The organism is Rummeliibacillus sp. SL167 (genome assembly GCF_007896505.1).
Taxonomy (GTDB): Bacteria; Bacillota; Bacilli; order Bacillales_A; family Planococcaceae; genus Rummeliibacillus; species Rummeliibacillus suwonensis.
Map to the genome: position 1 here is coordinate 1,022,895 of NZ_VCBM01000001.1, position 21,606 is coordinate 1,044,500.

Annotated in this window: 22 protein-coding genes, 1 tRNA gene and 1 pseudogene; 3 read left to right on the top strand and 21 right to left on the bottom strand. The window is 34.9% G+C overall.

The window, feature by feature from the left end:
• Positions 1-275: 275 nt before the first annotated feature.
• On the bottom strand, positions 276-500 hold the full coding sequence (locus tag FEZ13_RS04605) for a PspC domain-containing protein (RefSeq protein WP_370467613.1): 225 nt from the start codon (positions 498-500) through the stop codon (positions 276-278).
• Positions 501-797: 297 nt separating this feature from the next.
• Entirely contained in the window at positions 798-1,337 is a 540-nt protein-coding gene (locus FEZ13_RS04610; RefSeq protein WP_146551648.1) for a hypothetical protein, read from the bottom strand.
• A 178-nt stretch (positions 1,338-1,515) separates the two neighbouring features.
• On the opposite strand from FEZ13_RS04610, the gene FEZ13_RS04615 reads away from it, so the two are divergent.
• The gene (locus FEZ13_RS04615) at positions 1,516-1,980 is read left to right on the top strand and encodes a GNAT family N-acetyltransferase (protein ID WP_146551649.1); all 465 of its coding nucleotides are present in this window, start codon (positions 1,516-1,518) and stop codon (positions 1,978-1,980) included.
• A 100-nt stretch (positions 1,981-2,080) separates the two neighbouring features.
• Here FEZ13_RS04615 and FEZ13_RS04620 read toward each other — a convergent pair whose 3' ends face one another.
• The 6 genes from FEZ13_RS04620 to FEZ13_RS04645 form a co-directional block, all read right to left on the bottom strand.
• Positions 2,081-2,593 carry a barstar family protein gene (locus tag FEZ13_RS04620; RefSeq protein ID WP_146551650.1) on the bottom strand — a complete coding sequence of 171 codons (513 nt, stop codon included), beginning with the start codon at positions 2,591-2,593 and terminating at the stop codon, positions 2,081-2,083.
• Positions 2,594-3,022: 429 nt separating this feature from the next.
• A complete protein-coding gene (locus tag FEZ13_RS04625) occupies positions 3,023-3,535 on the bottom strand; it encodes a GNAT family N-acetyltransferase (RefSeq protein ID WP_146551651.1) in 513 nt (170 codons plus the stop codon).
• Between the two features lie 194 nt (positions 3,536-3,729).
• Complete coding sequence (locus tag FEZ13_RS04630; RefSeq protein ID WP_146551652.1) at positions 3,730-4,236, bottom strand: hypothetical protein; 507 nt, start codon at positions 4,234-4,236, stop codon at positions 3,730-3,732.
• Between the two features lie 72 nt (positions 4,237-4,308).
• Positions 4,309-5,847: an NAD(P)H-hydrate dehydratase gene (locus FEZ13_RS04635; RefSeq protein ID WP_186725767.1), complete on the bottom strand. Its 1,539-nt coding sequence runs from the start codon at positions 5,845-5,847 to the stop codon at positions 4,309-4,311.
• 14 nt (positions 5,848-5,861) lie between these two features.
• On the bottom strand, positions 5,862-6,854 hold the full coding sequence (locus tag FEZ13_RS04640; protein WP_146551654.1) for a S66 family peptidase: 993 nt from the start codon (positions 6,852-6,854) through the stop codon (positions 5,862-5,864).
• Positions 6,855-7,303: 449 nt separating this feature from the next.
• Positions 7,304-7,942, bottom strand: coding sequence for a hypothetical protein (locus tag FEZ13_RS04645; RefSeq protein ID WP_146551655.1), 639 nt, complete (start codon positions 7,940-7,942; stop codon positions 7,304-7,306).
• Positions 7,943-8,909: 967 nt separating this feature from the next.
• Between FEZ13_RS04645 and FEZ13_RS04650 the strand changes: the two genes are divergently transcribed.
• The gene (locus FEZ13_RS04650; protein WP_146551656.1) at positions 8,910-9,467 is read left to right on the top strand and encodes a hypothetical protein; all 558 of its coding nucleotides are present in this window, start codon (positions 8,910-8,912) and stop codon (positions 9,465-9,467) included.
• Positions 9,468-9,652: 185 nt separating this feature from the next.
• Here the strand turns inward: FEZ13_RS04650 and FEZ13_RS04655 are convergent, their stop codons facing one another.
• The 6 genes and pseudogenes from FEZ13_RS04655 to FEZ13_RS04680 all read right to left on the bottom strand — a co-directional run bounded on the left by FEZ13_RS04655 (position 9,653) and on the right by FEZ13_RS04680 (position 13,974).
• The gene (locus FEZ13_RS04655; protein WP_146551657.1) at positions 9,653-10,081 is read right to left on the bottom strand and encodes a YugN family protein; all 429 of its coding nucleotides are present in this window, start codon (positions 10,079-10,081) and stop codon (positions 9,653-9,655) included.
• Between the two features lie 68 nt (positions 10,082-10,149).
• A pseudogene (locus FEZ13_RS04660) lies at positions 10,150-10,360 on the bottom strand (TrmO family methyltransferase domain-containing protein); the annotation flags it as partial.
• Positions 10,361-11,169: 809 nt separating this feature from the next.
• Entirely contained in the window at positions 11,170-11,481 is a 312-nt protein-coding gene (locus FEZ13_RS04665; RefSeq protein WP_146551658.1) for a hypothetical protein, read from the bottom strand.
• Positions 11,482-11,834: 353 nt separating this feature from the next.
• Positions 11,835-12,377 (bottom strand): DoxX family protein, encoded by a 543-nt coding sequence (locus FEZ13_RS04670; RefSeq protein WP_146551659.1) that lies wholly within the window; start codon positions 12,375-12,377, stop codon positions 11,835-11,837.
• Positions 12,378-13,365: 988 nt separating this feature from the next.
• Positions 13,366-13,436: transfer RNA gene (locus FEZ13_RS04675), tRNA-Thr, on the bottom strand.
• Positions 13,437-13,539: 103 nt separating this feature from the next.
• Positions 13,540-13,974 (bottom strand): DUF4395 domain-containing protein, encoded by a 435-nt coding sequence (locus FEZ13_RS04680; protein WP_146551660.1) that lies wholly within the window; start codon positions 13,972-13,974, stop codon positions 13,540-13,542.
• Between the two features lie 170 nt (positions 13,975-14,144).
• Between FEZ13_RS04680 and FEZ13_RS04685 the strand changes: the two genes are divergently transcribed.
• Positions 14,145-14,738, top strand: a complete 594-nt coding sequence (locus tag FEZ13_RS04685; protein ID WP_146551661.1) for a TcaA NTF2-like domain-containing protein — start codon at positions 14,145-14,147, stop codon at positions 14,736-14,738.
• A gap of 432 nt (positions 14,739-15,170) precedes the next feature.
• On the opposite strand, the gene FEZ13_RS04690 is transcribed toward FEZ13_RS04685, so the two are convergent.
• The 7 genes from FEZ13_RS04690 to FEZ13_RS04720 form a co-directional block, all read right to left on the bottom strand.
• Positions 15,171-16,271 carry an ABC transporter substrate-binding protein gene (locus FEZ13_RS04690; protein WP_146548793.1) on the bottom strand — a complete coding sequence of 367 codons (1,101 nt, stop codon included), beginning with the start codon at positions 16,269-16,271 and terminating at the stop codon, positions 15,171-15,173.
• A 27-nt stretch (positions 16,272-16,298) separates the two neighbouring features.
• Positions 16,299-17,078, bottom strand: a complete 780-nt coding sequence (locus tag FEZ13_RS04695) for an ABC transporter ATP-binding protein (RefSeq protein ID WP_146548794.1) — start codon at positions 17,076-17,078, stop codon at positions 16,299-16,301.
• 4 nt (positions 17,079-17,082) lie between these two features.
• Positions 17,083-17,904 carry an ABC transporter permease gene (locus tag FEZ13_RS04700; RefSeq protein WP_146551662.1) on the bottom strand — a complete coding sequence of 274 codons (822 nt, stop codon included), beginning with the start codon at positions 17,902-17,904 and terminating at the stop codon, positions 17,083-17,085.
• Between the two features lie 450 nt (positions 17,905-18,354).
• Complete coding sequence (locus FEZ13_RS04705; RefSeq protein ID WP_146548796.1) at positions 18,355-18,507, bottom strand: YpzG family protein; 153 nt, start codon at positions 18,505-18,507, stop codon at positions 18,355-18,357.
• Between the two features lie 115 nt (positions 18,508-18,622).
• Positions 18,623-19,036, bottom strand: a complete 414-nt coding sequence (locus FEZ13_RS04710; protein WP_146551663.1) for a hypothetical protein — start codon at positions 19,034-19,036, stop codon at positions 18,623-18,625.
• An 895-nt stretch (positions 19,037-19,931) separates the two neighbouring features.
• Positions 19,932-20,399: a 6,7-dimethyl-8-ribityllumazine synthase gene (ribH, locus tag FEZ13_RS04715; RefSeq protein WP_146548798.1), complete on the bottom strand. Its 468-nt coding sequence runs from the start codon at positions 20,397-20,399 to the stop codon at positions 19,932-19,934.
• Positions 20,400-20,411: 12 nt separating this feature from the next.
• Positions 20,412-21,602 carry a bifunctional 3,4-dihydroxy-2-butanone-4-phosphate synthase/GTP cyclohydrolase II gene (locus FEZ13_RS04720; RefSeq protein ID WP_146548799.1) on the bottom strand — a complete coding sequence of 397 codons (1,191 nt, stop codon included), beginning with the start codon at positions 21,600-21,602 and terminating at the stop codon, positions 20,412-20,414.
• Positions 21,603-21,606 lie beyond the last annotated feature (4 nt).

The window sequence follows — 21,606 nt, forward strand, 5'->3', positions numbered from 1 at the left end:
AATAGTATTCTATGCCCTTTATAGTGGTATAACCCTTTCACTATTTTCATCATCATTATAATTATTTAAAAAAGTTAATCTTTATCAATTATACCACAGCGTAATTGCGTCCGGATCTTGCAAGCCTGCTTGAAAGGCCCCTCTTTAAAATGCGTGATATGCGTGCTAGCTGAAAACTTGTATCAACATAAGTTTTCAATCATTGCGGTTGACTCTACACTTCCTCACAGATAAAATGCCACAGGATTTTGCGCCTTTAGCCTGAATTTCTCTGATTAACGATTGTTTATACCCGTTGAATCAGGATAAAGCATTTTGGGGCTGATGGGCAATATATTGGCAAGAATTATGTATAGAAGTAAAGAAAAGGGAATTATAACAAATGCTAGTCTAACCCAAAATGATGGTAAATTTAGATACTCCGCAATTCCTCCGCAAACTCCAGCGATTGATCGATCTATTGCAGATCTTCTCAACTTTCGATGTTGCAAGTAAATCACCCTCGATTTCCTTATAATTAAAAGCTTTACATATAAATAGGTCGTCCTTTTTCTTATAAAATCAACTAAAGATTGATTTCAAAATTGATACAATAAGTCCTATTGAAACGTTATTATCATCTGATCTATAAAAAGTTTTCTTATCTCTACCACTGGGATATTCTCGGTATATTGGACAAATCCTCAGCTGATAAAATTTCTATTTTTTCCTCAAGAACTTTCCACCATACATCTTTTTCTTTCATGAATTAATGTCAAACGTAACTAATTCTTAAAGCATTCCAATAGATGTTTCCATTATGCTTTTCGCTGTTTTGGCCAGATGAAGTAAGAAATTGAGAAAATGAAGTCAACCCCTAAAACAATTGCCCATATTCTTAAAACATCTAGCAAAGCCTGCGTTTGAGATGAGTTATGGATTAAGAAAATGACTAATACTAACAAGCCTGCTCCTATCAAAAATGATACTACGTGTTTGCCAAAACCTTTTAAGTAATGTTTTGCATAGTCTAAGCCATACAAACGCCTAGGTTTTATTCCATCTTTTTTTACATAGTAAAGGAACCGCTCATCCGCCCATTTAACCATACTCTTTCCAAACCCAATCGAAACACCAATATACACTGCTGCAATCGCATGTGCTACTGTTGCAGTCGCTCCATGATATAAATCGATCCCTGCTGTAATCAATAAAGCCAAATCGATCAATGGCGTTAAAGCTAATAAAAAAATACCTAATTTGTTTAGATTCAAAACATATCGCGTCACCAAACCTAAAATAATCACGATCCAAAACATTATTTCACAGCCGACAATCATCCATGCAATGGAATTCAAAAATTCTCCTCCTCGTAAACATACTATTAAGAAACGCTACATGATATGTTGAAAATAGTATTAACAATATTTTCATCAGTGACAGTGCTATTATTCATATTTAATATACATGTTTTTTATATTATGTTAGTTTTATTATATAACAGTAGGCAGATGAAGAAAAGTGAGGGATTCAAGAATGACATTATTAGTTGAAATGGACGAATCGGATTTTCAAGATTATATCACTGACAAAGAAAAGCGATATACAGAAACTTTATCTAGTCATACCTACGAAATAGCAGAAGACCCTAAAATTCGTGCTAAAAATCTATTAGATGGTTATCTGGCAAACGGATTTAAAACTTCATATCATGAATTCTATAAAATTGTTCATGAAAAAGAGATTTGTGGGTATGTGTGGTTAAAGATTGAAGATGAAAAAAGGAGTGCTTTTTTATATGAAATCTATTTGTTCGATCTCTATAGAGCAAAAGGAATAGGTACACAGGTCATGTCAGAAATAGAAGAAATTCTTCAGGAAAGAGATATATTATATTTCAAACTTCATGTTTTTGGGACAAATCAGAAAGCGATGAGATTATATAAAACATTAGGCTTTAAAATTGCAGGAATCAATATGTATAAAAGACTACATGAGTAGAACAAAAAAGCAAACAACATTCATAAATCGCCTATGTTGCGCAGATCAACTCAAAAAATCAATCACGACCACATCAAATTGGATGAATAGATCTAATTCCTTAAAAATCTTGTAAGAACATGATAGATTCCAGATGTATTTGGTTTAAAAGCAAATCATGAGTGGCTTTACTCTCGCTATAAAAAACGATGTGAAAAGGAAGGGGTGCTGCTGTAAAATGATTATATTCTCTTCCCTCATTCCATTCAATCGTTGCATTCACTAGTATGTCTAAAAATATTTTTAAATTCTCTTGTTTGTTTTTAAACATTGCATCTAAATCATTGATAAATAGAATATATTGTTCACAATCTAACCATTCTAAATCATTGAGACAATCGTTGAGGGCATCCCAATTATTGCCGAAGTAATTAGGAAAACTCAACTTATCTGCCAATTCTTGAAATAATTTCTTTTCGTTGTGGCATTTTTCGCCTTCAATAATGGCGACAAATTTTTTAGAGTGATCCTTAAAATTTTTACACGTATCTTCATATAATCGATTAAATATTTTTTCATTAGTAGCTATATGAAAATAAGGCTTCTCATTTTTATTAAAAATATTGATATCCATATAATACACCTCATCATGTATTTAACCATTTTAAAATTTCTTCTATTATATTTTAACAAGTTTGTTGATTATCCAATTTTCTTCACAAAATATAAGGGTATTCACTGGTTTCCGCTACGGCTTGCTCGCTTTCCTACGGGCGAACGCGGGGGGCAACAGGATGTTGGTCACGGAGTCGTTGCCACAGGACGTGGCGCACTACAATTCCGTTCCTTAATCGCTTCGCTGCGGGGTCTCAACTGTTCGCTTTTCCCGTGGGACATTGAATGGACTTCCTGAATCCACACCGCACGAAGGAAATGCACAAGCCTAATAGAGGACTCGAGCAAGCCGCAGCGAAGATCTACATAAATGGAGCTAAAGATACATGTTTTTTTAGAATTTTGTCCAATTTATCACCTATTTTTTTCCTAATCAACACGCCTGATTTTAAAATAACTTATCATCTGTTGAAAATATATTCACTCTTTTTCCTTTTCGTTCAATTTCTCTTTCTTTCGTCATTCCTATATGAATGGCTACTTTTTGTGAGGCTAGATTACCCATTTGGATGAGAGCGATCATTTGATGCAACTGTAAGTTATTTTCTCCATATTCTTTTAATGCTTGGGCAATTTCTGTTGCGAAACCTTTCCCCCAATATGCTGGAGCAATCCAGTATCCAATTTCAATTCGTTGTTTTCCCTTAATCTCTTGAGGTACAAGCCCTGCATGTCCAATCGGTTTTCTTTCTTCTTTCCATTCAATTATTTTTAAACCATAATCTGGATGAATCGCATATGAAGCATAAATCCAATTCAAAAAGTCTCTAGCTTCTTCTGCATTTCTTGTTTTCCCGTTGCCTATATACTTCATCATCCGCTCATCTGCTAAAAAAGAGGACAAAAAAGGTAGATCCGCATCCCTATAATCTCTAAGCTTCAATCTCTCTGTCTGTAACATTTAAAATACACCTCTTTCTCTTTCTAATATTGGAGCGTTTTATTCATCAAGCTAAAACAATTTCATAACGCAGAATCTAGATGAAAAATACGAACACTTTTAATATTTAAAGTAAAATTTTCTAACTCTTTCGCATAAAAAAGTCACAAACAAACTCATAACCGTAAAGTCCATTTGCAACTTGATTAAAACCATTACCCTTCAGTTTTCTCCTCATCGATGCTCTTTTTATCTTCCTCATCCATTTGCCACTCTGTATTTCGTGCAAAGAAGCCCAATAAAAATGCCATGAGATGAATCAGCAAAAAGCTGTTCTCGTTAAAGTACCAGCTATTGGTATAGAAATTAAAAGCTCCTTTCCCATAAATAACGGAATCTGAATCATTCCAATTTCCGTGTAAAGCATGTAAAGATCGTTCAATGAGCTGATATTCGCCTGTTATCCCTACGAATAAAATAAAGATCGTTATCAATAAAAATACCCACGCTCTCTTTAAAGGGCGGATAGCAAAATATTTTCTTCCCACAGTCCAGGTAATCAATAGACTTAAAACCAAAAAGGGAATGAGAATTGTAATCGGTATAAAAGCATCATTTCCATGTGGAGCACTTTTAGAGGGTTCTTGCGTAAAATAAAATTCAATCATCATAAAGCCGAAAAATGTAATGGCCAAAGATATGTACCATGCTAAATTTCGCAAGCTCATTCTCCTTTCAAGGACAACAATCTTCAAATTTCGCAAACAGCACAGAATATTGTTGCCATCATCATCTTATAACATCTTGTTTAGAATTTTGGGAATTTCCTCGATGACAGTATTGGGTGTCACACCATAATGAGATAGCTCCTCCGCTTTACTCTCTGCGGCCATTGCATGTAAAAAAGTTGCACAAACTAAAGCTTGTTCTGGAGTTGCGCCTTGACATAATAATGATAATATCACACCTGTCAAAACATCACCGCTGCCTCCCTTGCTCAATGCATCATGGCCAAGTGGGTTGATCCAAGTCTTTCCTTCAGGGGTTACAATGATTGTGCGATGTCCCTTTAATAAAACATAGACATGATATTTTCCAGCAAATTGCTGGGCAATCTCCAATCTATTTGTTTCAACTTCTTTTACAGTTGTATCAAGCATTGTAGCCATTTCCCCTGGATGTGGAGTAATGATTACAGAACCCTTATAATCCTTGACTAAATGCATTTGATTCCTCAAAAAGTAGAGACCATCTGCATCAAAGATTATCGTCTGACGGTCAAGTTGTTTGAATAATCCTTGGACGAACTCTTCGCCACCAACAAATCGACTAATACCAGGTCCAAAAGCAATAGCTTTATATTTTGATAAGTCTACCTGATGCAGAGCTGTCGGTGTAAAATGTCCGTCTTCTGCTTTTAAAGGTAAAAATAGAGTTTCTGGAAGTTGGACAGCAGCAATTTCGTAATTGCTTTCCGGTATTGCTAAAGAAACCAAGCCAATCCCCGAATGAAAGGCTGCTTTTGCGGAATAAATAGGTGCACCAACATATGACTTTGAACCACCTATGACTAAGCCATGACCAAATGTTCCTTTATGCCCATTGGAAGGACGTTTTGGTAGCTGTGCAAAAACATCACTATCTGTGATTAAATGAGGTAATTCAAGTTTTAACTTTTTGACTGATGATGGGGGAACTGAAATATCAACCACTTTCCAATCACCAATGTATTTAGGTCCATCCTGCAAAAAGAAGCCCTTCTTCGGCATCACAAATGTAACTGTTTGATCAGCTTTTACCGCAAATTCTTCTACACGCCCATCATCTGCTTGTACACCCGATGGAATATCCACAGACAGAACGAATGCTGTAGACTCATTGACCAGTTGAATGACAGAACGATAAGGTTCTCTCAGCATGCCTTTAGCACCTGTTCCAAGCATGGCATCTACAATAATCGTAGCACATTTCAGTTTTTCACGAAGTTTCTCGAAATTTTCTGTTGTTAAGTGGAAATAAGGTAATTCACGATTTCGATAAATGGTAAAGTGTGTTAAAGCATCACCTTTCAGCTTTTCCTCATCAACCAGTAAGCAAAGCTCAACATTTAAACCGCGATCATAAAGTTTTCTTGCAATGACAAAGCCGTCCCCACCATTGTTTCCTGCACCGGCCAACACGACAATTTTTGCTTCAACATCTTCATAATGTTTCAATAATGTTTCCACAACTGCTGATCCCGCATTTTCCATTAAAATAGTCCCTGGCAGACCTAATGTCTCAATTGTATATTGATCTAAAGCTTGTAAATCTTTTTGACCACCTATGTACATAAAACCACTCCCAATCAAAACCAATTTTCCACTAATATCACTTTCTTTTCTGTCGCATTCAGTTCGACTTGCCGCCCCAATGGCATTGAATGCAAGGGATGTGTATGACATGAATCAAAATCCGCTAAAATAGGTATATCTCTTCCATCAAGTTGTTCCAATAAAATTTCGTATGGCTTCCTACCTGTTCCTAAATCATCATATTGCTCATGCTTCCCCAATATAATACCGGAAACCTTGTCCAAAATGCCATGTAGTTTTAACATCGCAAAATTTTTTTCAACAATTGCAGCTGTTTTAGTTGTATCTTCTATTAATAGAAGATCTCCCTCTTCAATGATTGGGAAATATTCAGTACCGATCGTGCCATACATCGTGTTTACATTCCCACCTACTAGTCTACCTTGTGCAATCCCCTTTTGCACACAAATCCACTTATTCCTATACAATTTCTTTTCAATTGTTTTCTCTAGCCAATTTACTTTCTCATCAGACCATTGTTCAGGCATTGGTACAATATAAGGTGTTTTCTGTTTTTCCATAAACATCTCTTGAAAATAGTGCATGGTATCATCGATTAATGGAGGAAATTCACCTAAAGTAGAGGCAACGGAAGGACCGTAGAAAACAGGAATTCCAGTTTTCCTGTATAGGGCTAATAAGATAGCCGTCACATCAGATAAACCAACGATCATTTTCGGATTTTTTCTAAACGCTTCATAATCGATATAGGGTAGAATACTATTCGCGTTTGTCCCCCCCATAGATGGCATAATCATCTTTACTTCTTGATCAAGAAGTAATGCGTTCAATTCTTCTGCTCGCTCTTTTGGCGTACCCGATCTATAATAATCTTCTTTTCCTGTTAAAATTCCTTCTTTTACTTTTAAGCCCAGCGATTGAAGCCTTTCTTTTCCTCTGACATAACGTTCGAAGGCCGTCACCGAAGCCGGTTTTGAAGGAGAAAACACACCAACTGTATCGCCTTTTTCCAATGGTTGAAACATACAAACCCTCATTTCTCTATTCACAACAATTGGTATTATTATAAATGAATTTTCTTGCTATGCCAAAGATGTTTACTATTTTCATAAAATACTTGTTTCTTATTCTAATTTCTTTTGTACATCATCACTTTCTCTAATTGCGGGAACTGATGATACTTTCTTTCAAATTCCTGATAACCAAACCATCTATAAGCTCTTTCTAAACCTTCTTTTAAAGAAATAGCAGGTATAGATAATCCAAAATCCTGCAATTTTTGCGTATCTAATAAAGTGAAACTCCATCAGTGGGGGTTTTCTTCATCCCCCACTGATAGTTAGTTGAACCAATCGGACTTTTACGGGCAGTTGTTCCCCCATCTATCTTTTCGGTTCTCTTTAAATCTTGAGATGGGGGTCTTACTGCCCGTTAAAGCGGGATAAATGTAAAGGAATAAACTATCCGATATTTTTTAGCTATTGTTTTTGATCTTTTGCATTAATCCCCCATCATCTAAGTATGTGATTTCACTAATCTTTCCTTTTTCAGGAAGTGTTACGATTCCTTTAATATTATAATCCTTTTCCGTACCACCATTTTTTTGATATTTTACTTTTACGATAAAATCATAACCTTGTTCATCGTCTTTATTCTTTTTAATTGAAATATCATTCACTTTAATATGGACATCTTTTGATTGAAGAGTATATTTAAAAGCCGAACTGATGAAAAATTTTTCAAATCCTGCTTCAGTGAAGGAAGATTTATATAAACCTTCAATGTATTTATATAGTTCACTCCCACTTGATGCCTTTACAACTTTCTCACCACCAACTATCGTAAAATTTTTGCTGTTTTGAATGATTTTGTTATACTTCAGTTTTGGACTTGTAAATTCGGATGTTAGAACATGTTCAATCGAATCTACACTTTTTTGATCTATAATTTTATCATTTTCTTCTACAATGACCTTATCTGCTTGAACAAGCTGATCTTTTACCAATTGATCACTTTGCGAACAACCAGTCCCTATCAATAGCACAAAAATCAAAATACTTAAACCAACAAAACTTTTTAATACGAAAAATTTTTTGAATAACCTATTTAGCATTAAACATCACCTTTCATTTTTCATTCATTTTCAGTAAAATCTTCTTCATATTTCTGCTTAAAACTAGCGATCCAGCTTTTTTTGAGCTAATCCCCCATGGTTATTTCACAAAGACTAAATTTTAAGAGATATGTTTGTAGTTTTCAATTTGATAACAGACGGTTGATTATCCAATTTAATCCATAAAAATAGAGGAATTCGTTGATTTCCGCTCCGGCTTGCTCGCTTTCCTGCGGGCGAATGCTGAGCCTCCTCGCTACGCTGCGGGGTCTCATCTATTCGCTTTTCCCGCGGGAGTCGAGCAAGCCTCCGCTCCAATCTTTATAAATGGTCCTGAAAATACAAGTTTTTCAAAAATTACACCAAATAAAAATCCCTAATTTTTGTAAAATCAACACACATGATTTGATAAAGTGAAACTTCATACAATGAAGACTTTCTTGATCCTCAACCTATCTATTTGAGTCTTAAAATAGAGACTGTCTGTCGTTCATGTAGGATAAATGATTGTATTTTGTTGTTCTACATCCTATTGAGAATTTAGCGTCAGTATCATTACAAAAGAGTTAAATATCGCCACGTTTTTGAAATGAATTTGTAACACAATTGTAATTTATAGGAATTAGAAGCTATAAACCAGGCTTTTTAAAGCTTGGTTTTGAGGATCATGTAATAGGTTACATTTTGAAAAGATTTTAAAAGAGGTATTCAAAAAATTTATCTCGTCAAGGAAATATCTAAAATTTTCCCTTTACGAACCTTTCTAAAACAACGGATTGAATAATATGATACAGTATCAGCCATTATTTTAATGATCATGATTCGAAAAAGGACGGTAGAATTGTGTATGAAATATTTGCGGCTTATCTATTTTTTTATCCTTGTTTTTTGCTTTTGGTACTCCATTAATCTAGAAAAAATATTTTTTATAGAAAAACAAAATATAGTTCAAAGCAGAATCGCACCAATGACTGAATTTGAAGTTGAATCTTTCCATTCAACGCCCAATAGAAATATTACCTTACGTGAAGCCATTATGCTTTCCATTGAACAAGGAAAAGCATACGATCACACGCCTGAACTAATCAGCATTTCTAGTGTCAATAACAAAGAAACAAGTGGTAAAGGAGGAAAGAAGCCAAATTGGAATAGCATGATCAGTCTCCCAAATGCACAATATCGTATGAATGTCATCATTGAAAATGGAAAACTAAAAAAATACATCCTATTAGATGCATCCGATGACAAGCCCATTAAAAATCAAGATATAAACATTGATAGTGATAAATTGATCAACTTGGCGATCAAAAAATATGGTCTTAAAGCCATTCATTCTAAAAAATCTTCTTCTGATGACTATCATTTTCAAATTCAACGAAATGATGAGCAGGAGCCTGTTTTTATCATTGAAGGAAAAACAAAAAAAGGAAAATATATGGAAATATATTTTAATCCCTTCAACGGTAAATATTTAGGAAAAGGTATTAAAGAACAAGCGGATTTGGATGAAAAAACTGGTAGCTAATAGGCTTATTCCGAATACTTTTCGTATGATTCAATCTTCCTTTTGTCATTTTTATGTATGGACGCATCCTAAAGTGAAACTTCACTTTATGGCGGTTTCATCCCAAGCCTTTGTCCCCCGTTTATACCTTTTACTGAATTCTCGATACGGGGGACTTGCTGCCTAGTCATGAGGATCAATCTGTCTTAAGATACTAAATCTGTTTCTAACGAATTCAGCATTTCATCAATTTTTTGTTCTCCAGCTTGGACCCACTGATTTTTATCTTTAATTTCCCCATCTTTGTCGATAGGTTCTTGGAACTGACTAAGTCCTCCAGTAACCGTTAGCAATGAATTTTCATCGTAATCTAATCCAAGATTTACAACATGCTTAATCACAAAAGGTCTTCCAAATTCAATATAGGCAGAATGATGATCTAATTCCCCATCTATAACACGAAAAGGCATCCGTAGATAAATGGTTTCGCCATCTTTCCTATGGAGAATGGAGTCGAATTTTCCTTCATGATATTCAAAATTAGAGCAAAAACTACAACCAAAACGTTCAAAACTATCTCGAATGTACCCAAATTCTGCTTTTTTACCTTCAATACTGGATTCAAATTGAATCATGATTTTCACCTCTGTAAGAATTATCTCTTCTTATTCTTGACAAAAAAATGAATATCATTCAAAACGAATTAAAGTATTTCTTTTTTATGCCAATATTGCTTCATTAATGAGGTCGTCCATTCTGGTTGAATAACTGTTCCTTTTTGGCAAAAACTCTTTCATTACAGATTTTATATCAATAATGTGTGTTCCATCAATCGCGTCCAAACCCTTTACTAAAAGTTGATTTTCTTTCACACTTAAAAGTTCGACCATGGTAGTACCTAATTTATTTGTTTTTATCAGACATTTTTAATTATCTAATTTTATCCATTTCAATATAGAGTATTTGCTGATTTCCGCTACGGTTTGCTCGCTTTTTCCGAGGAAGCAAACCAGCCGCCTCTGCCTTATGAATAGACCGAACGAAGGAATGTACGCGCTAGACGCCAAGAGAAATGGGAGGGTACGTCATCATAAGCATTGCAGAAATCTAATGTGTATCAAATAATGGCAATAGAGTTAATTCATTTCCAATTAACTTTAGCGTAGCGTACATTGACATTGTTATTTATTTAAACAAATGGAAATATCAAACTAGTTCTCACTCTATCTTGGCCAAGAAAAAATTTTTTTCACACGAAAAAACTCTAGCAAACGTTGATATAACAACATTTTAAGAGGGAGTCGAGCAAGCCGCAGCGAAGATCTACATAAATGGAACTAAAAAATATATTTTTTAGGATTATGTCAAATACATTTTCCAGTTTCTTCTTAATCTTAATCAACCCATCTGAAATTTTATAGCACAAATATCATTAGGTAAATGAATGGTAAATTAATATTTTTATAAGAATTTATTATAATTAAATTTAATTCCATAATGCATTTTCGAGGAGTCGAACAAGCTGCAGCTAAAATTTATATACATGGAGCTAAAAATACAGTATTCTTTAAGATGGAGCCAAATATTCACCCTGATTGTTTCCTAATTAACATACTTTTTTATATAATTTTGGCACAAAAATTTTTTCAATTCATCCGATAGTTTTATCATACTCTGAATATGTTTGTGCACTTTTTTCATAATAAATGTTCAATTCTCATTTTTATTGATGATCATGTTCCTCACAGTCACAAGCATCTGGAAAAACATAGCCATCTAAAACAAGCTCTACTTCTTCCCCACTATCATCAATCCCAATCGTTACATCTTTCAAATCATCAACAACAGCTTGTTCAATAGCAATCCTTATATGTTCAACAATTTCTATCTTGTCTCCATATTCTGCAGGCTCGAACTCAGCTGTCAATGTTGGATGACAGCAGCCAGCCAAATTATAAAATCGTAAAGTATCTTCCTTTTTTTCTGCCATTTCTTTTTTAAAAAAAGAGGCCGCTTGTTCTGTCATTTTCATCATCTATACCTCCAAAATTTGAAAATAGTATCACCATAGTTCTATTGTGGCCACACCCTTTTTACTTCATACATACTCAGAAGCTTATCGGCTTAATTTGGAAAAAACATGATTTTATTAGCTTAGTTTTATTTCAAATCATTTTGCAACAAGATTCTAACATCACAGAATGTACTACAAAAAGCTGTGTGGCATCACAAGACCGATACATTTTGCATGTCACATTATCTCTAGTCATAAATTAAACGGATTGACACCAACAAAGTGGCATCAATCCGTTTTACTCAAACATCCTTACATGCTATCTAATTCATGATTATAAATTTTCAATATTAATATTTACACTTACTCGTTTATTATTTCACATTAGCTGGTGGTTGTGATGAACCTGAATAATTCCCCAAATGCAATTTCTCTCTTGCAAAGCGACGGATGTATGGAATGACCCAATAATCTCCGCCGATTTTACCGGCATTGAACCCACTGAAAAGTAAAATAGATCCTAGCAAAATATAAAGTGGATTAACTGAAACTGTACCAGCAAACAGATATATGAAATTCATAAATAGTGCAAAGAAAGTAGCCGCAGTTGTCAGAACACCAAATAATAATCCAAGCCCTATCAGAAATTCTCCCCACGCCACGAAAAAGCTAAACAGTTGTGCATGTGGCAATGCAATATTTTCGATAAATCCATTAAACACTGGATATAAAACATCTTTTTCTGGACCAAGCACAGGATTTTTAACAACATTTTGCATATATCCTGCCGCATTAAAAGGACTCGAATCTCCCCACAATTTTGAAAAACCATCTAAAAGCCAATTGTATCCAAGATACAGACGAATCAATAACAAAACAACAGATGCATATTTATTTGTTCTTAACCAATGTACCATAACTTCATCCACTCCCAAAATATAATTCAACATTTTACTCTTTGGGCATCGTCATACCCCTTGCTACAGAAAAGTAGATCTACTAAAATGGTATATTCCATGGGATATATTTACTACAAATAAATTATATCGCAGTTCTTACTAATGCAGAAGTGGTTTTAGGACATTTTACTCAACTTTTAGACAAATGTTACAAAATACCAACAAATTATTTAACTAATATCTCTACAATGTATGATTATTCAAAACATTAACCATTTATTATGAATCAAAGGACCTGATTCATAAAAATATATAAATATTAAATTATCAAATGTAAATAAAAACAGGAGCTTAAAGAGATCAACTAAGGAGGCCGCTGAAAAAGTGTAGTAACACAATAATTTATAGTATATATATGATATTAATTGAAGTGGAATTAGCTTCGCTTTCCGTGGGCGAACTGACGAGCCTCCTCGTCCGCTCGCTTCCTGCGGGGTCTCGTCTAGTCCGTTTTCCCACAGGAGTCTTCGCTAATTCCACTTCAACAAAGTAGTAATATCGGATTTTTATGATAATGACAAGAGCATATCTCTGTTATTATGGAAAATGGCTTATGAAGAGGCATATACAAAAATTTATTTATGAAGAAATGGTTCTCTCCATCCCTGCCTATTCAACAAACAGCCAGATTGTTGAGTAATCCTTAATAGTGTTTAAATGTTGTTATAATGTGCCAATTGAATTCAGATAAGGTTCGTAACATTAGTTGTAGCATAACTTTCATCAAGTCTAGGTGTTTCTGATTCTTGTTTCTGATTCTTGTTTCTGATTCTTCCCCCAAATGGTCAAGCAGATGTGTAACTTGTGTAGTAATTGTACAGTGTTGATAAAAAAGTCGCGAAAACTATAATCATAACGCCAAAATAAAAATTCCCTACAAATGCTTATACACTAGCATCTATAAGGAATTAAAACATTGTTTATAAAACTTGCTTTTGCTACAATATGCCGACTAAGAGAATCGAACTCTTATCAATGGATTACGAGACCACCGTTCTACCATTAAACTAAATCGGCAATAATGAATGTGTCCCTTGTTAAGAACAGATATTATTGTAGCACGTATTATAAGGATTTTCAATAAAAAATTTTATCAATATATTAAAATATTCGTTAATCATTATGCATGCGTTGATTTTCTTAGTTTATAACGAAGTTGTTTTAGTTGGAAAAAGATAAAACAACCAATACAAAATCCTAAAATAGCGATACCAGAAGCCGCTGCAACCATTATTGTAAAGATATAGCCCATCACTGGTTTATCTAATTCAAATCCAATAAATCCTAGAAGTAAACATGTGATCGCAATACATGAATTAAATTTTTGCTGTACAACATCTTCAGGGATATATTCAGAAGGTTTTTTCTTTAAAAATAAACGAGCTAATTTCATAAATGGGTTAAAATTAAAGAATAACCCCATCAGATTAGCGATTAATGGGATCAATAAAATAAATGGTTGTTGAAATACCCACGTAGCAATTGTACTTAATAAAATAATCCATTGATTCACACGAACCAAAGGTCTTGGAATAAATAAAGGTTTTTCTGCCATAAAAACCAACCTTTCATATATGATTAATTAAATATTACTCCATTATAAGAAAAAACAAAAGAACTTTGTTTCAAAAATTCATCATGTAAAGTTTCACTTTATCTAAAAGTATCAACTTCGCAGAAAATAGGTTATGATATTTAAAAAGAGCCTATGAAAGGGGGCCCAATATGAAAAACTGGAAACTATTCTGTTCCATTTGTTTAACAGCTTCTTTACTTTTCGCTTGTGGAAATCCTACAGAAAAAAATTCAGAAGAACACAAAAAAACGGAAGCTTTTACAACAGAGAAACCATCTTCCAATGACAGTACGAAAGATACAGCTTCTAACAAACAAGATGAAGAAACAACAAGTATAACTGGTCAGAAAATGACGGATGTTGAGCAGCAAAAGTTGTCTGATTTTGTCGCAAAATATCCTGTCGAATATGCAAAAGCAATTGAAACGGGCGACTTTACACCTTTAGCAAATGAATATATTATGCATGATACAAAATTATATGAAAATCTTTTAAAGGAAATCGATGAAAAACATAAAGCCCAAACAACAGAAGAAGTAAACAAACTAACAATTTCTAACATCAATCGAAAGTCGGACACAGACTTTACCGTTGATACAAAAGAGATAATTGAAGAAACCAAAAATGGGAAAAAGAATACGATCGAACGTCATCGTCAATATTCCCTTTACTATGACTATGTTGAAGGTGATGTTGACAATAGTTTCTTCAAAATATCCGATATCAAAGAATTAAATGAATAACCAATAGATTGTCCAAATGAGACCAGTTCATCAATAGCCTCAGCATTTGTTCATCTACAACAAAAATCTTTAAAGCCCACTATTCAGGCTTTAAAGATTTTTGTGTTTTCCCCGGGTAGTAAAACCCCCATCTCAAGATAGAGAGAAACGAGAAAGATAGATGGGAAACTACTGCCCGTAAAAGCCTGATTGGTTCAAGCCAACAAGATGTTGGTCACTCGGGTGCTGCCACAGGACATGGTGCTTTTCACTTAAGTTCCTCTATTTTAGTGGGGGATGAGGAAACCCCCACTGATGGAGTTTCACTTTATTGAATTGCCTAAATCGATCCTATTTTCCATATCAGCGTCATTACAGTCTATACAAATTCAAAGGCATTTTGCTGAACGAAGCATTCATCCTAATCGTTTTTACAAACACTCAAAACTTTTCCTATTTATAGTTACCTAAAATTTTGACAGCTTCTTCGGTAACAGACGTATCGATGGCTTTATCAAAATCAAATTTCCCTTCTGTTGCACCATTGGCTTTATACATTTCGTATTGTTTATGAATATCTTCAATACGCATCGCACCATCTGGATCTAAACCTGTTACATGCACTTTATCCCATATTGCAGGATCTTTTAATGCTGTATATTTTGTCATGATATGAACGATTTCCGCTTTTCCTTCTCCTTTTGTAAAGGCATCATTATAATCACGAACACCTTTTAGATAAGCAAGCATGAAACGAAGTGATATATTTTTTTCAGTACTCATAAACTTAGGAGAAGCTAATACTAACGCGATCTGCGAATCCGGTGCAAAGTCAGTTGCGTCGCCAAAACGATGTACGATCCCTTTGCTGGCACCTTGCGCTATTAATGGCTCAATACTAAGCGCTGCATCAATAGAACCGTTTTCTAATGCACCTAGCATACTGCCGAAATCTGACATAACAACTGTTTTCACATCTTTTTTAGTTAATCCGGCGTGTTTTAGCATTAACTCATAAATATAAGCATCGATCGAATTTTTAGAAGAAATAGCGATTTTCTTTCCTTTAAAATCAGGATAATCTTTGATTACATCTTTCATTTTATTGCCAATGACAAATGTAAAATAAGATTTTCCAGGTATATTATGTCCTTTATCCCCTACTATTTTAACGTCAATTCCTTGTGCAATAGCATTAAAGAAGGATGCTGTAGAGACACCTCCTGCAATGTCTACTTCACCTGCGGCAACTGCTGGAAGCATATCATCGCTATTGGCAAATTGTGCAAACTCCACTTCAATATTGTAATCTGCAAAATAGCCTTTTTCATTTGCAATATAGAATCCTGCTCCAGAAGCTGCTCCATCCTCAGCAATTACAACTTTTGCTTTCTTTTTTAATGGTGCAAGATCCCCTGATGGATTATCTTTGTCTATTCTATTGTCCACTTGAGCATTATTGGTCGTAGTAGTGCTTTTATCGGAACATCCCGCAATCAGTATGGCAAACACTAGTAACGGAATCACGAGCGCCCATTTTAACCGTTTTCCCATTGAAATCCCCCTTTACTTTAAAACAAACTACTTTCTAGATTTTTGAACTTCTTCATGCAAGTGTTTTAATATTTCAATAAAGCTTTCTGCAGTCTGTTGGTTTGCACGAATTTGTTCGATATTTCGTGGCCTTGGCAAGTCATTTTTGATTTCTTTTATAATCTTTCCGGGCTGCGCACTCATCAATAAAATACGATCACTTAAAAGTAATGCCTCATCGATACTGTGTGTAATAAAAAGTACTGTCTTCTTTGTTTCTTCCCAAATAGATAATAATTCTTCTTGAAGGATAAATTTGTTTTGTTCATCAAGAGCTGCGAATGGTTCATCCATTAGTAAAATTTCTGAATCATTCGCAAATGCACGTGCAATGCTTACTCGCTGCTTCATCCCACCAGATAGCTCTTTAGGATATAATTTAGAAAACTTCTCAAGTCCCACTTTTTTAAGATAATAATCTGTTCTTTCTTTCACCACGTTTTTGGGTAAGTGCCTCATTTTTAAACCAAAAGCTACATTATCTTCAACTGTCAACCAAGGAATAATACCTCTTTCTTGAAAAACCATTGATTGAAGAGGTCTATCCTCCTTGCCCTGCTTAATCTCAAAGTCACCAGCACTAGTTGTTTCTAATCCCGCCAAAATTCTAAGTAATGTCGTTTTCCCACATCCACTCGGGCCGACTAAGCAGACAAACTCGCCTTCCGAAATATCTACTGAAACTTGATCTAAAGCCGTTACACTACTATTTTTTTTATAAAATACTTTCGTTAGGTTGCGAATCGAAATTTTTGTTTGCTCTCTCATTCCCTCACCTCCAAGGAAGAATTTTCTTTTGAAGAAACCGAAGAACTAGCGAAAATAGATAACCAAAAAATGAGATGAGTATAAGCCCAACAAACATTTCTTTCAGTAAAAATGCTTTATAAGAAGTCCAGATTAAATAGCCGATACCAGAAGTCGCACCCATCATTTCAGCAGCAACGATTGTTAAAAGTGCTATTGCCTGCCCCATTTGAATACCTTCCATCATGACTGGTAATGAACCTGGAAGAGCGATTTTAAAAAAGAAGTCTTTTGAATTAGCCCCGTAGTTTTTAGCAACATCCAAATAGATGGAATCGATATTGACCACTCCAGCAGTCGTATTGATGACAACTGGGAAAAAAACACTTCCTGCGATTGTGACAATTTTAGAAAAATCACCAATTCCAAATAAAATGATAATAATTGGCAACAAAGCTAATGTTGGAATCGGCATGAGTGCCATTACAATTGGTGAGATGAAATGTCGAATCGGTGAATATAATCCCATCAATAAGCCAATGACAATACCGGGTATTGCGCCTAACAAAAAGCCCGCAAATATCCGATAGAGTGATATCCATATATGATGGAATAATTCTCCACTAACAATCATGTTATAGAAGGTGCGTAAAATTTCTGTTGGCGGCGGGAAGAAACGTACATCAATCAAGTCTGTCTGGGATAAAAATTCCCATAAACATAAGAGAAAAATAGGTGAAGCGATTGTTAATGTCTGCTTCAGTCGATCATTTAACCGTCTTTTTTTCCATTCCTGCTGTTCAATTTCGACAGGGTTATGGTGTTTAGCTTGTTTTTCTTCTCTCATCCTTCACCACCTCTTCAGTAAAGGATATGTATTTGCCCTTTAAAGTGTGTCGATTACCTATGGAATAAACTTCAGATGAAAAAATAATGTGTTGAAGGGAGTATGATCATTTTGCAGCACTATAAAAACGATAGCCTGTTGCCGTATATCCACTTAAAAAGAGAAAAGCAGTGACGACTACTGTCCATTCAAGCAAACTAAAATTTCACATAATCGCATTAAAAAAAGGCGGATTTAAAACCAAATGAAAACAAGTGTTTGTCTAGTGAGTTAGCAAAAATAAAGTGAAGCTTCCATCAATGGGAGGTTTTCTTCATCTCCCACTGTATACAAAAAAAGCATGAATGCTGTTCAATTCAGCACCCATGCTTTTGCTGTTTTGTAGGATCTTGCCTTAAATTTAATAAGACAATCCTTACAATGTGATTGCACCTTTATCCTACATGATGATTAAAATTGCCGAGCTTTCGCTTCGCTTCTCAAAAGACGGTTATGAAGAGTAATCTCCGATTGACCTTTCACTTGAGATTTTGAATGTTTTAACCTAGTCCAGAGCTGATGAACTTTTTGAGATTTTGGATCTAAATGGTCCGATTTCCCCATAGGTTCTTCCCTCCTGATCATGTTGGATTTAACAGTGGAATCTTTTTTAGTATCACTGATATATTTCTTTTTATACACTTGAAATTGGTTCAGCATCAAAATCTGTTTTTCTATCTTATACTTTCACACTATCTACCAATATATAACCAAAAACCAATCCTGCAATCGTCGTTAAAGTTGTTGCAGTATCTCCTAGCAATAGCAATTGTTTGGTGAATATTAGCTTTTCCCCATATGATGTGTATATCAGATATGGTAGCAACGCAATATAGAGAGAGGGTAATGCAATCGCGATTAGCTTGAGCCAATCCAAATGCCACTTCTTTTTTCCTTTTTTCTCTCCTAGAAACTTAGGCAGTCGAAATAGCATACCCATTACAATAGGAAAAATGATGTTAAAAAACATAATTGGTAAGTTATCAAAAGATACTTCTGCCTCTTTCCCTAAATACACTCGAAATCTTAATCCTAAATATATGACAAATGTAATGATGATTAGCCAAACAACATAGTTCAACAAACGTTTCAACAATACAATCCCCTCCACTAACAGGATAACACTGCCTCTTACTCATTAACTTTCGCTATCCAACGAATAGATTCCTGTATGGGATGGTTGATCAATAAGAAAATTTGCTGTCTATAGAAGTTGGCTGCTTCTGACTTGTCGCTACAAAAAAGATTAGCTTTTGTCGCTGCACTTTCATCGCATGAAAAACATGTGCTCCTGCCGCTCTGCTTTTGTCGCATAAAAAGTATTGCTGGATCAAAATAAAAAACCCGGAAAATTAATTCCGGGTCCGATTTCACTCGATCCTTCATGAGATTAAATTGTTTTTAGCTTTCCTTCTCAGACTAATGCATGAAGCATTTTACCTGAGATATGGGACATAACTTTTAATGTAGCCCACAGTAGATGAACTTGCCATGAGGATTAAGAACTTTGTTCTGTTTCTCATTGGATATTCAACAAACTGTTCATAAAAGTTTTGAGCCTTTTATGATGGTCAAAATGTTCTGCTTTTCGCTTTTTCTCTGAGCTAATCCACGGGGTATTTCACTCCGTTTTCTAAGCTTGAGAATGGAACATTTTAATCTGCCCAGAGTAGATGAACTTTCTGAGTAATGAACGCTTTTTCGGCGGATCACCCATTGAGTTCTCCCTCCCAATCATGTTAGATTTACAAATCCTTTATGATGATTAAATGGTTATGCATTCGCTTTTTCCTCAGACCTGGTCCACGGGTCTTCACTCCGTTTCTTAAGCTTGAGATTTTTAACATTTTAATCTAGAGTAAATACTCACCTGGACTTGGTTCACCCATTGGTTAACCCCTCCTGTCATGAAAGGATCTCTCAAGTGAAATCTTTTATAGTATGGCTCGTACATCCTCTTTTATGCGCCTGCTAAAAAGTTTTTAGCATTATTCAAACATACGGCTTAAATTAGCCATTTCAATGGCTGAAACTGCTGCATCGTATCCTTTATTTCCTGATTTTGTACCAGAGCGTTCGATGGCTTGTTCAATATTTTCAGTCGTAACGATACCGAACATAACTGGAACTCCAGTTGTTAATCCTATATTTGCAATACCTTTCGCTGCTTCATTGCAAACATAATCATAATGTGAAGTTGCCCCTCGGATTACTGTGCCTAAACCAATGATGGCATCATATTTTTTAGTATCTGCCATTTTTTTTGCGATAAAAGGTACTTCAAATGCACCAGGAACCCATGCAACATCAATATCTTCTTCTGAAACACCGTGACGTTTTAAACCATCCAATGCCCCACTTAGTAATTTTGACGTTAAAAATTCATTGAATCTTCCAACAACAATCCCAATTTTTAAATCTGTCCCGATTAATTTTGCTTCAAATGTTTGTCCCATTTATACTCACTCCTACGCTAAAATATGTTTCATCTTTTCTTTCTTTGTTTGTAAGTATTTCTCATTTTCTGGCACAGCTTCAATCTCAATTGGCACTCGTTCAACAATTTCAATTCCATACTTTGTTAGGCCTTCAATTTTAGCCGGATTGTTTGTCATTAAACGAATTTTTGTAATGCCCAGATCACGTAACATCTGTGCACTTAGACCATAATCACGCATTTCTGCCGGAAAACCGAGATGAAGGTTTGCTTCAACGGTGTCATAGCCATGTTCCTGTAATTCATATGCTTTTAATTTATTGAGAAGCCCGATTCCTCTTCCCTCTTGGCGCATATAAAGAACGACACCATTTCCCTCTTTTTCGATCATTTCTAATGATTTTTGTAATTGAGGGCCACAGTCACAGCGTTTTGAATGGAAAATATCGCCTGTCAAACATTCTGAATGGATGCGAACAAGTGGCGCTTCCTCATTTTGTGGCTTTCCTTTGACAATGGCAACATGTTCTTTGTCATTTAGTCGATTGGCGTAACCAATCATTTGAAATTCGCCAAATGCAGTAGGAAGTTTAACGGAAGCGACTCTTTCAATTAATGTTTCAGTTTGATTTCGATAACTTATCAAATCTTCGATCGTCACGAATTTTAAATGATGTTCCTTTGCAATTTCATGTAACTGAGGTACTCTTGCCATTTTCCCGTTATCTAACATAATTTCACAAATAACACCCGCTGAAACAGAACCACATAGTATAGCAAAATCCACCGCTGCTTCTGTATGACCTTGTCTTTCAAAAACGCCATTTTCTTTTGCAATCAATGGAAACACATGTCCAGGACGACGAAAATCTCCAGCTGTTGATTTTTCGTTGATCAATTGCAAAATAGTTTCAGAACGTTCATATGCACTAATTCCCGTTTCGGTTGTTTGATAATCGACGCTTACTGTAAATGCTGTATGATGATTATCTGTATTATTTTCGACCATCGGGTTCAGCTCAAGGCGACTTGCTAATGTTTGAGACATTGGCGTACAGATTAAACCGCGACCGTATTTTGCCATAAAATTAATATTCTCAGGTGTTGCAAATTCGGCTAATACAAGAAAATCTCCCTCATTTTCTCGTTTCTCATCATCTACGACAATAATTATTTTACCTTTTTTTAAATCTTCAATTGCTTCTTCAATGGTATTAAACATTTCC

What these genes read in the sequence shown, in the direction of transcription:
- ribH (WP_146548798.1), bottom strand. Translation starts at nt 20,399, where the DNA reads ATGGGACAAACATTTGAAGCAAAATTAATCGGGACAGATTTAAAAATT.
- FEZ13_RS04720 (WP_146548799.1), bottom strand. Translation starts at nt 21,602, where the DNA reads ATGTTTAATACCATTGAAGAAGCAATTGAAGATTTAAAAAAAGGTAAA.
- FEZ13_RS04655 (WP_146551657.1), bottom strand. Translation starts at nt 10,081, where the DNA reads ATGATTCAATTTGAATCCAGTATTGAAGGTAAAAAAGCAGAATTTGGG.
- FEZ13_RS04635 (WP_186725767.1), bottom strand. Translation starts at nt 5,847, where the DNA reads ATGTACATAGGTGGTCAAAAAGATTTACAAGCTTTAGATCAATATACA.
- FEZ13_RS04640 (WP_146551654.1), bottom strand. Translation starts at nt 6,854, where the DNA reads ATGTTTCAACCATTGGAAAAAGGCGATACAGTTGGTGTGTTTTCTCCT.
- FEZ13_RS04625 (WP_146551651.1), bottom strand. Translation starts at nt 3,535, where the DNA reads ATGTTACAGACAGAGAGATTGAAGCTTAGAGATTATAGGGATGCGGAT.
- FEZ13_RS04685 (WP_146551661.1), top strand. Translation starts at nt 14,145, where the DNA reads ATGAAAAACTGGAAACTATTCTGTTCCATTTGTTTAACAGCTTCTTTA.
- FEZ13_RS04665 (WP_146551658.1), bottom strand. Translation starts at nt 11,481, where the DNA reads ATGATGAAAATGACAGAACAAGCGGCCTCTTTTTTTAAAAAAGAAATG.
- FEZ13_RS04700 (WP_146551662.1), bottom strand. Translation starts at nt 17,904, where the DNA reads ATGAGAGAAGAAAAACAAGCTAAACACCATAACCCTGTCGAAATTGAA.
- FEZ13_RS04620 (WP_146551650.1), bottom strand. Translation starts at nt 2,593, where the DNA reads ATGGATATCAATATTTTTAATAAAAATGAGAAGCCTTATTTTCATATA.
- FEZ13_RS04650 (WP_146551656.1), top strand. Translation starts at nt 8,910, where the DNA reads ATGACTGAATTTGAAGTTGAATCTTTCCATTCAACGCCCAATAGAAAT.
- FEZ13_RS04705 (WP_146548796.1), bottom strand. Translation starts at nt 18,507, where the DNA reads ATGGGGAAATCGGACCATTTAGATCCAAAATCTCAAAAAGTTCATCAG.
- FEZ13_RS04670 (WP_146551659.1), bottom strand. Translation starts at nt 12,377, where the DNA reads ATGGTACATTGGTTAAGAACAAATAAATATGCATCTGTTGTTTTGTTA.
- FEZ13_RS04645 (WP_146551655.1), bottom strand. Translation starts at nt 7,942, where the DNA reads ATGCTAAATAGGTTATTCAAAAAATTTTTCGTATTAAAAAGTTTTGTT.
- FEZ13_RS04690 (WP_146548793.1), bottom strand. Translation starts at nt 16,271, where the DNA reads ATGGGAAAACGGTTAAAATGGGCGCTCGTGATTCCGTTACTAGTGTTT.
- FEZ13_RS04615 (WP_146551649.1), top strand. Translation starts at nt 1,516, where the DNA reads ATGACATTATTAGTTGAAATGGACGAATCGGATTTTCAAGATTATATC.
- FEZ13_RS04680 (WP_146551660.1), bottom strand. Translation starts at nt 13,974, where the DNA reads ATGGCAGAAAAACCTTTATTTATTCCAAGACCTTTGGTTCGTGTGAAT.
- FEZ13_RS04695 (WP_146548794.1), bottom strand. Translation starts at nt 17,078, where the DNA reads ATGAGAGAGCAAACAAAAATTTCGATTCGCAACCTAACGAAAGTATTT.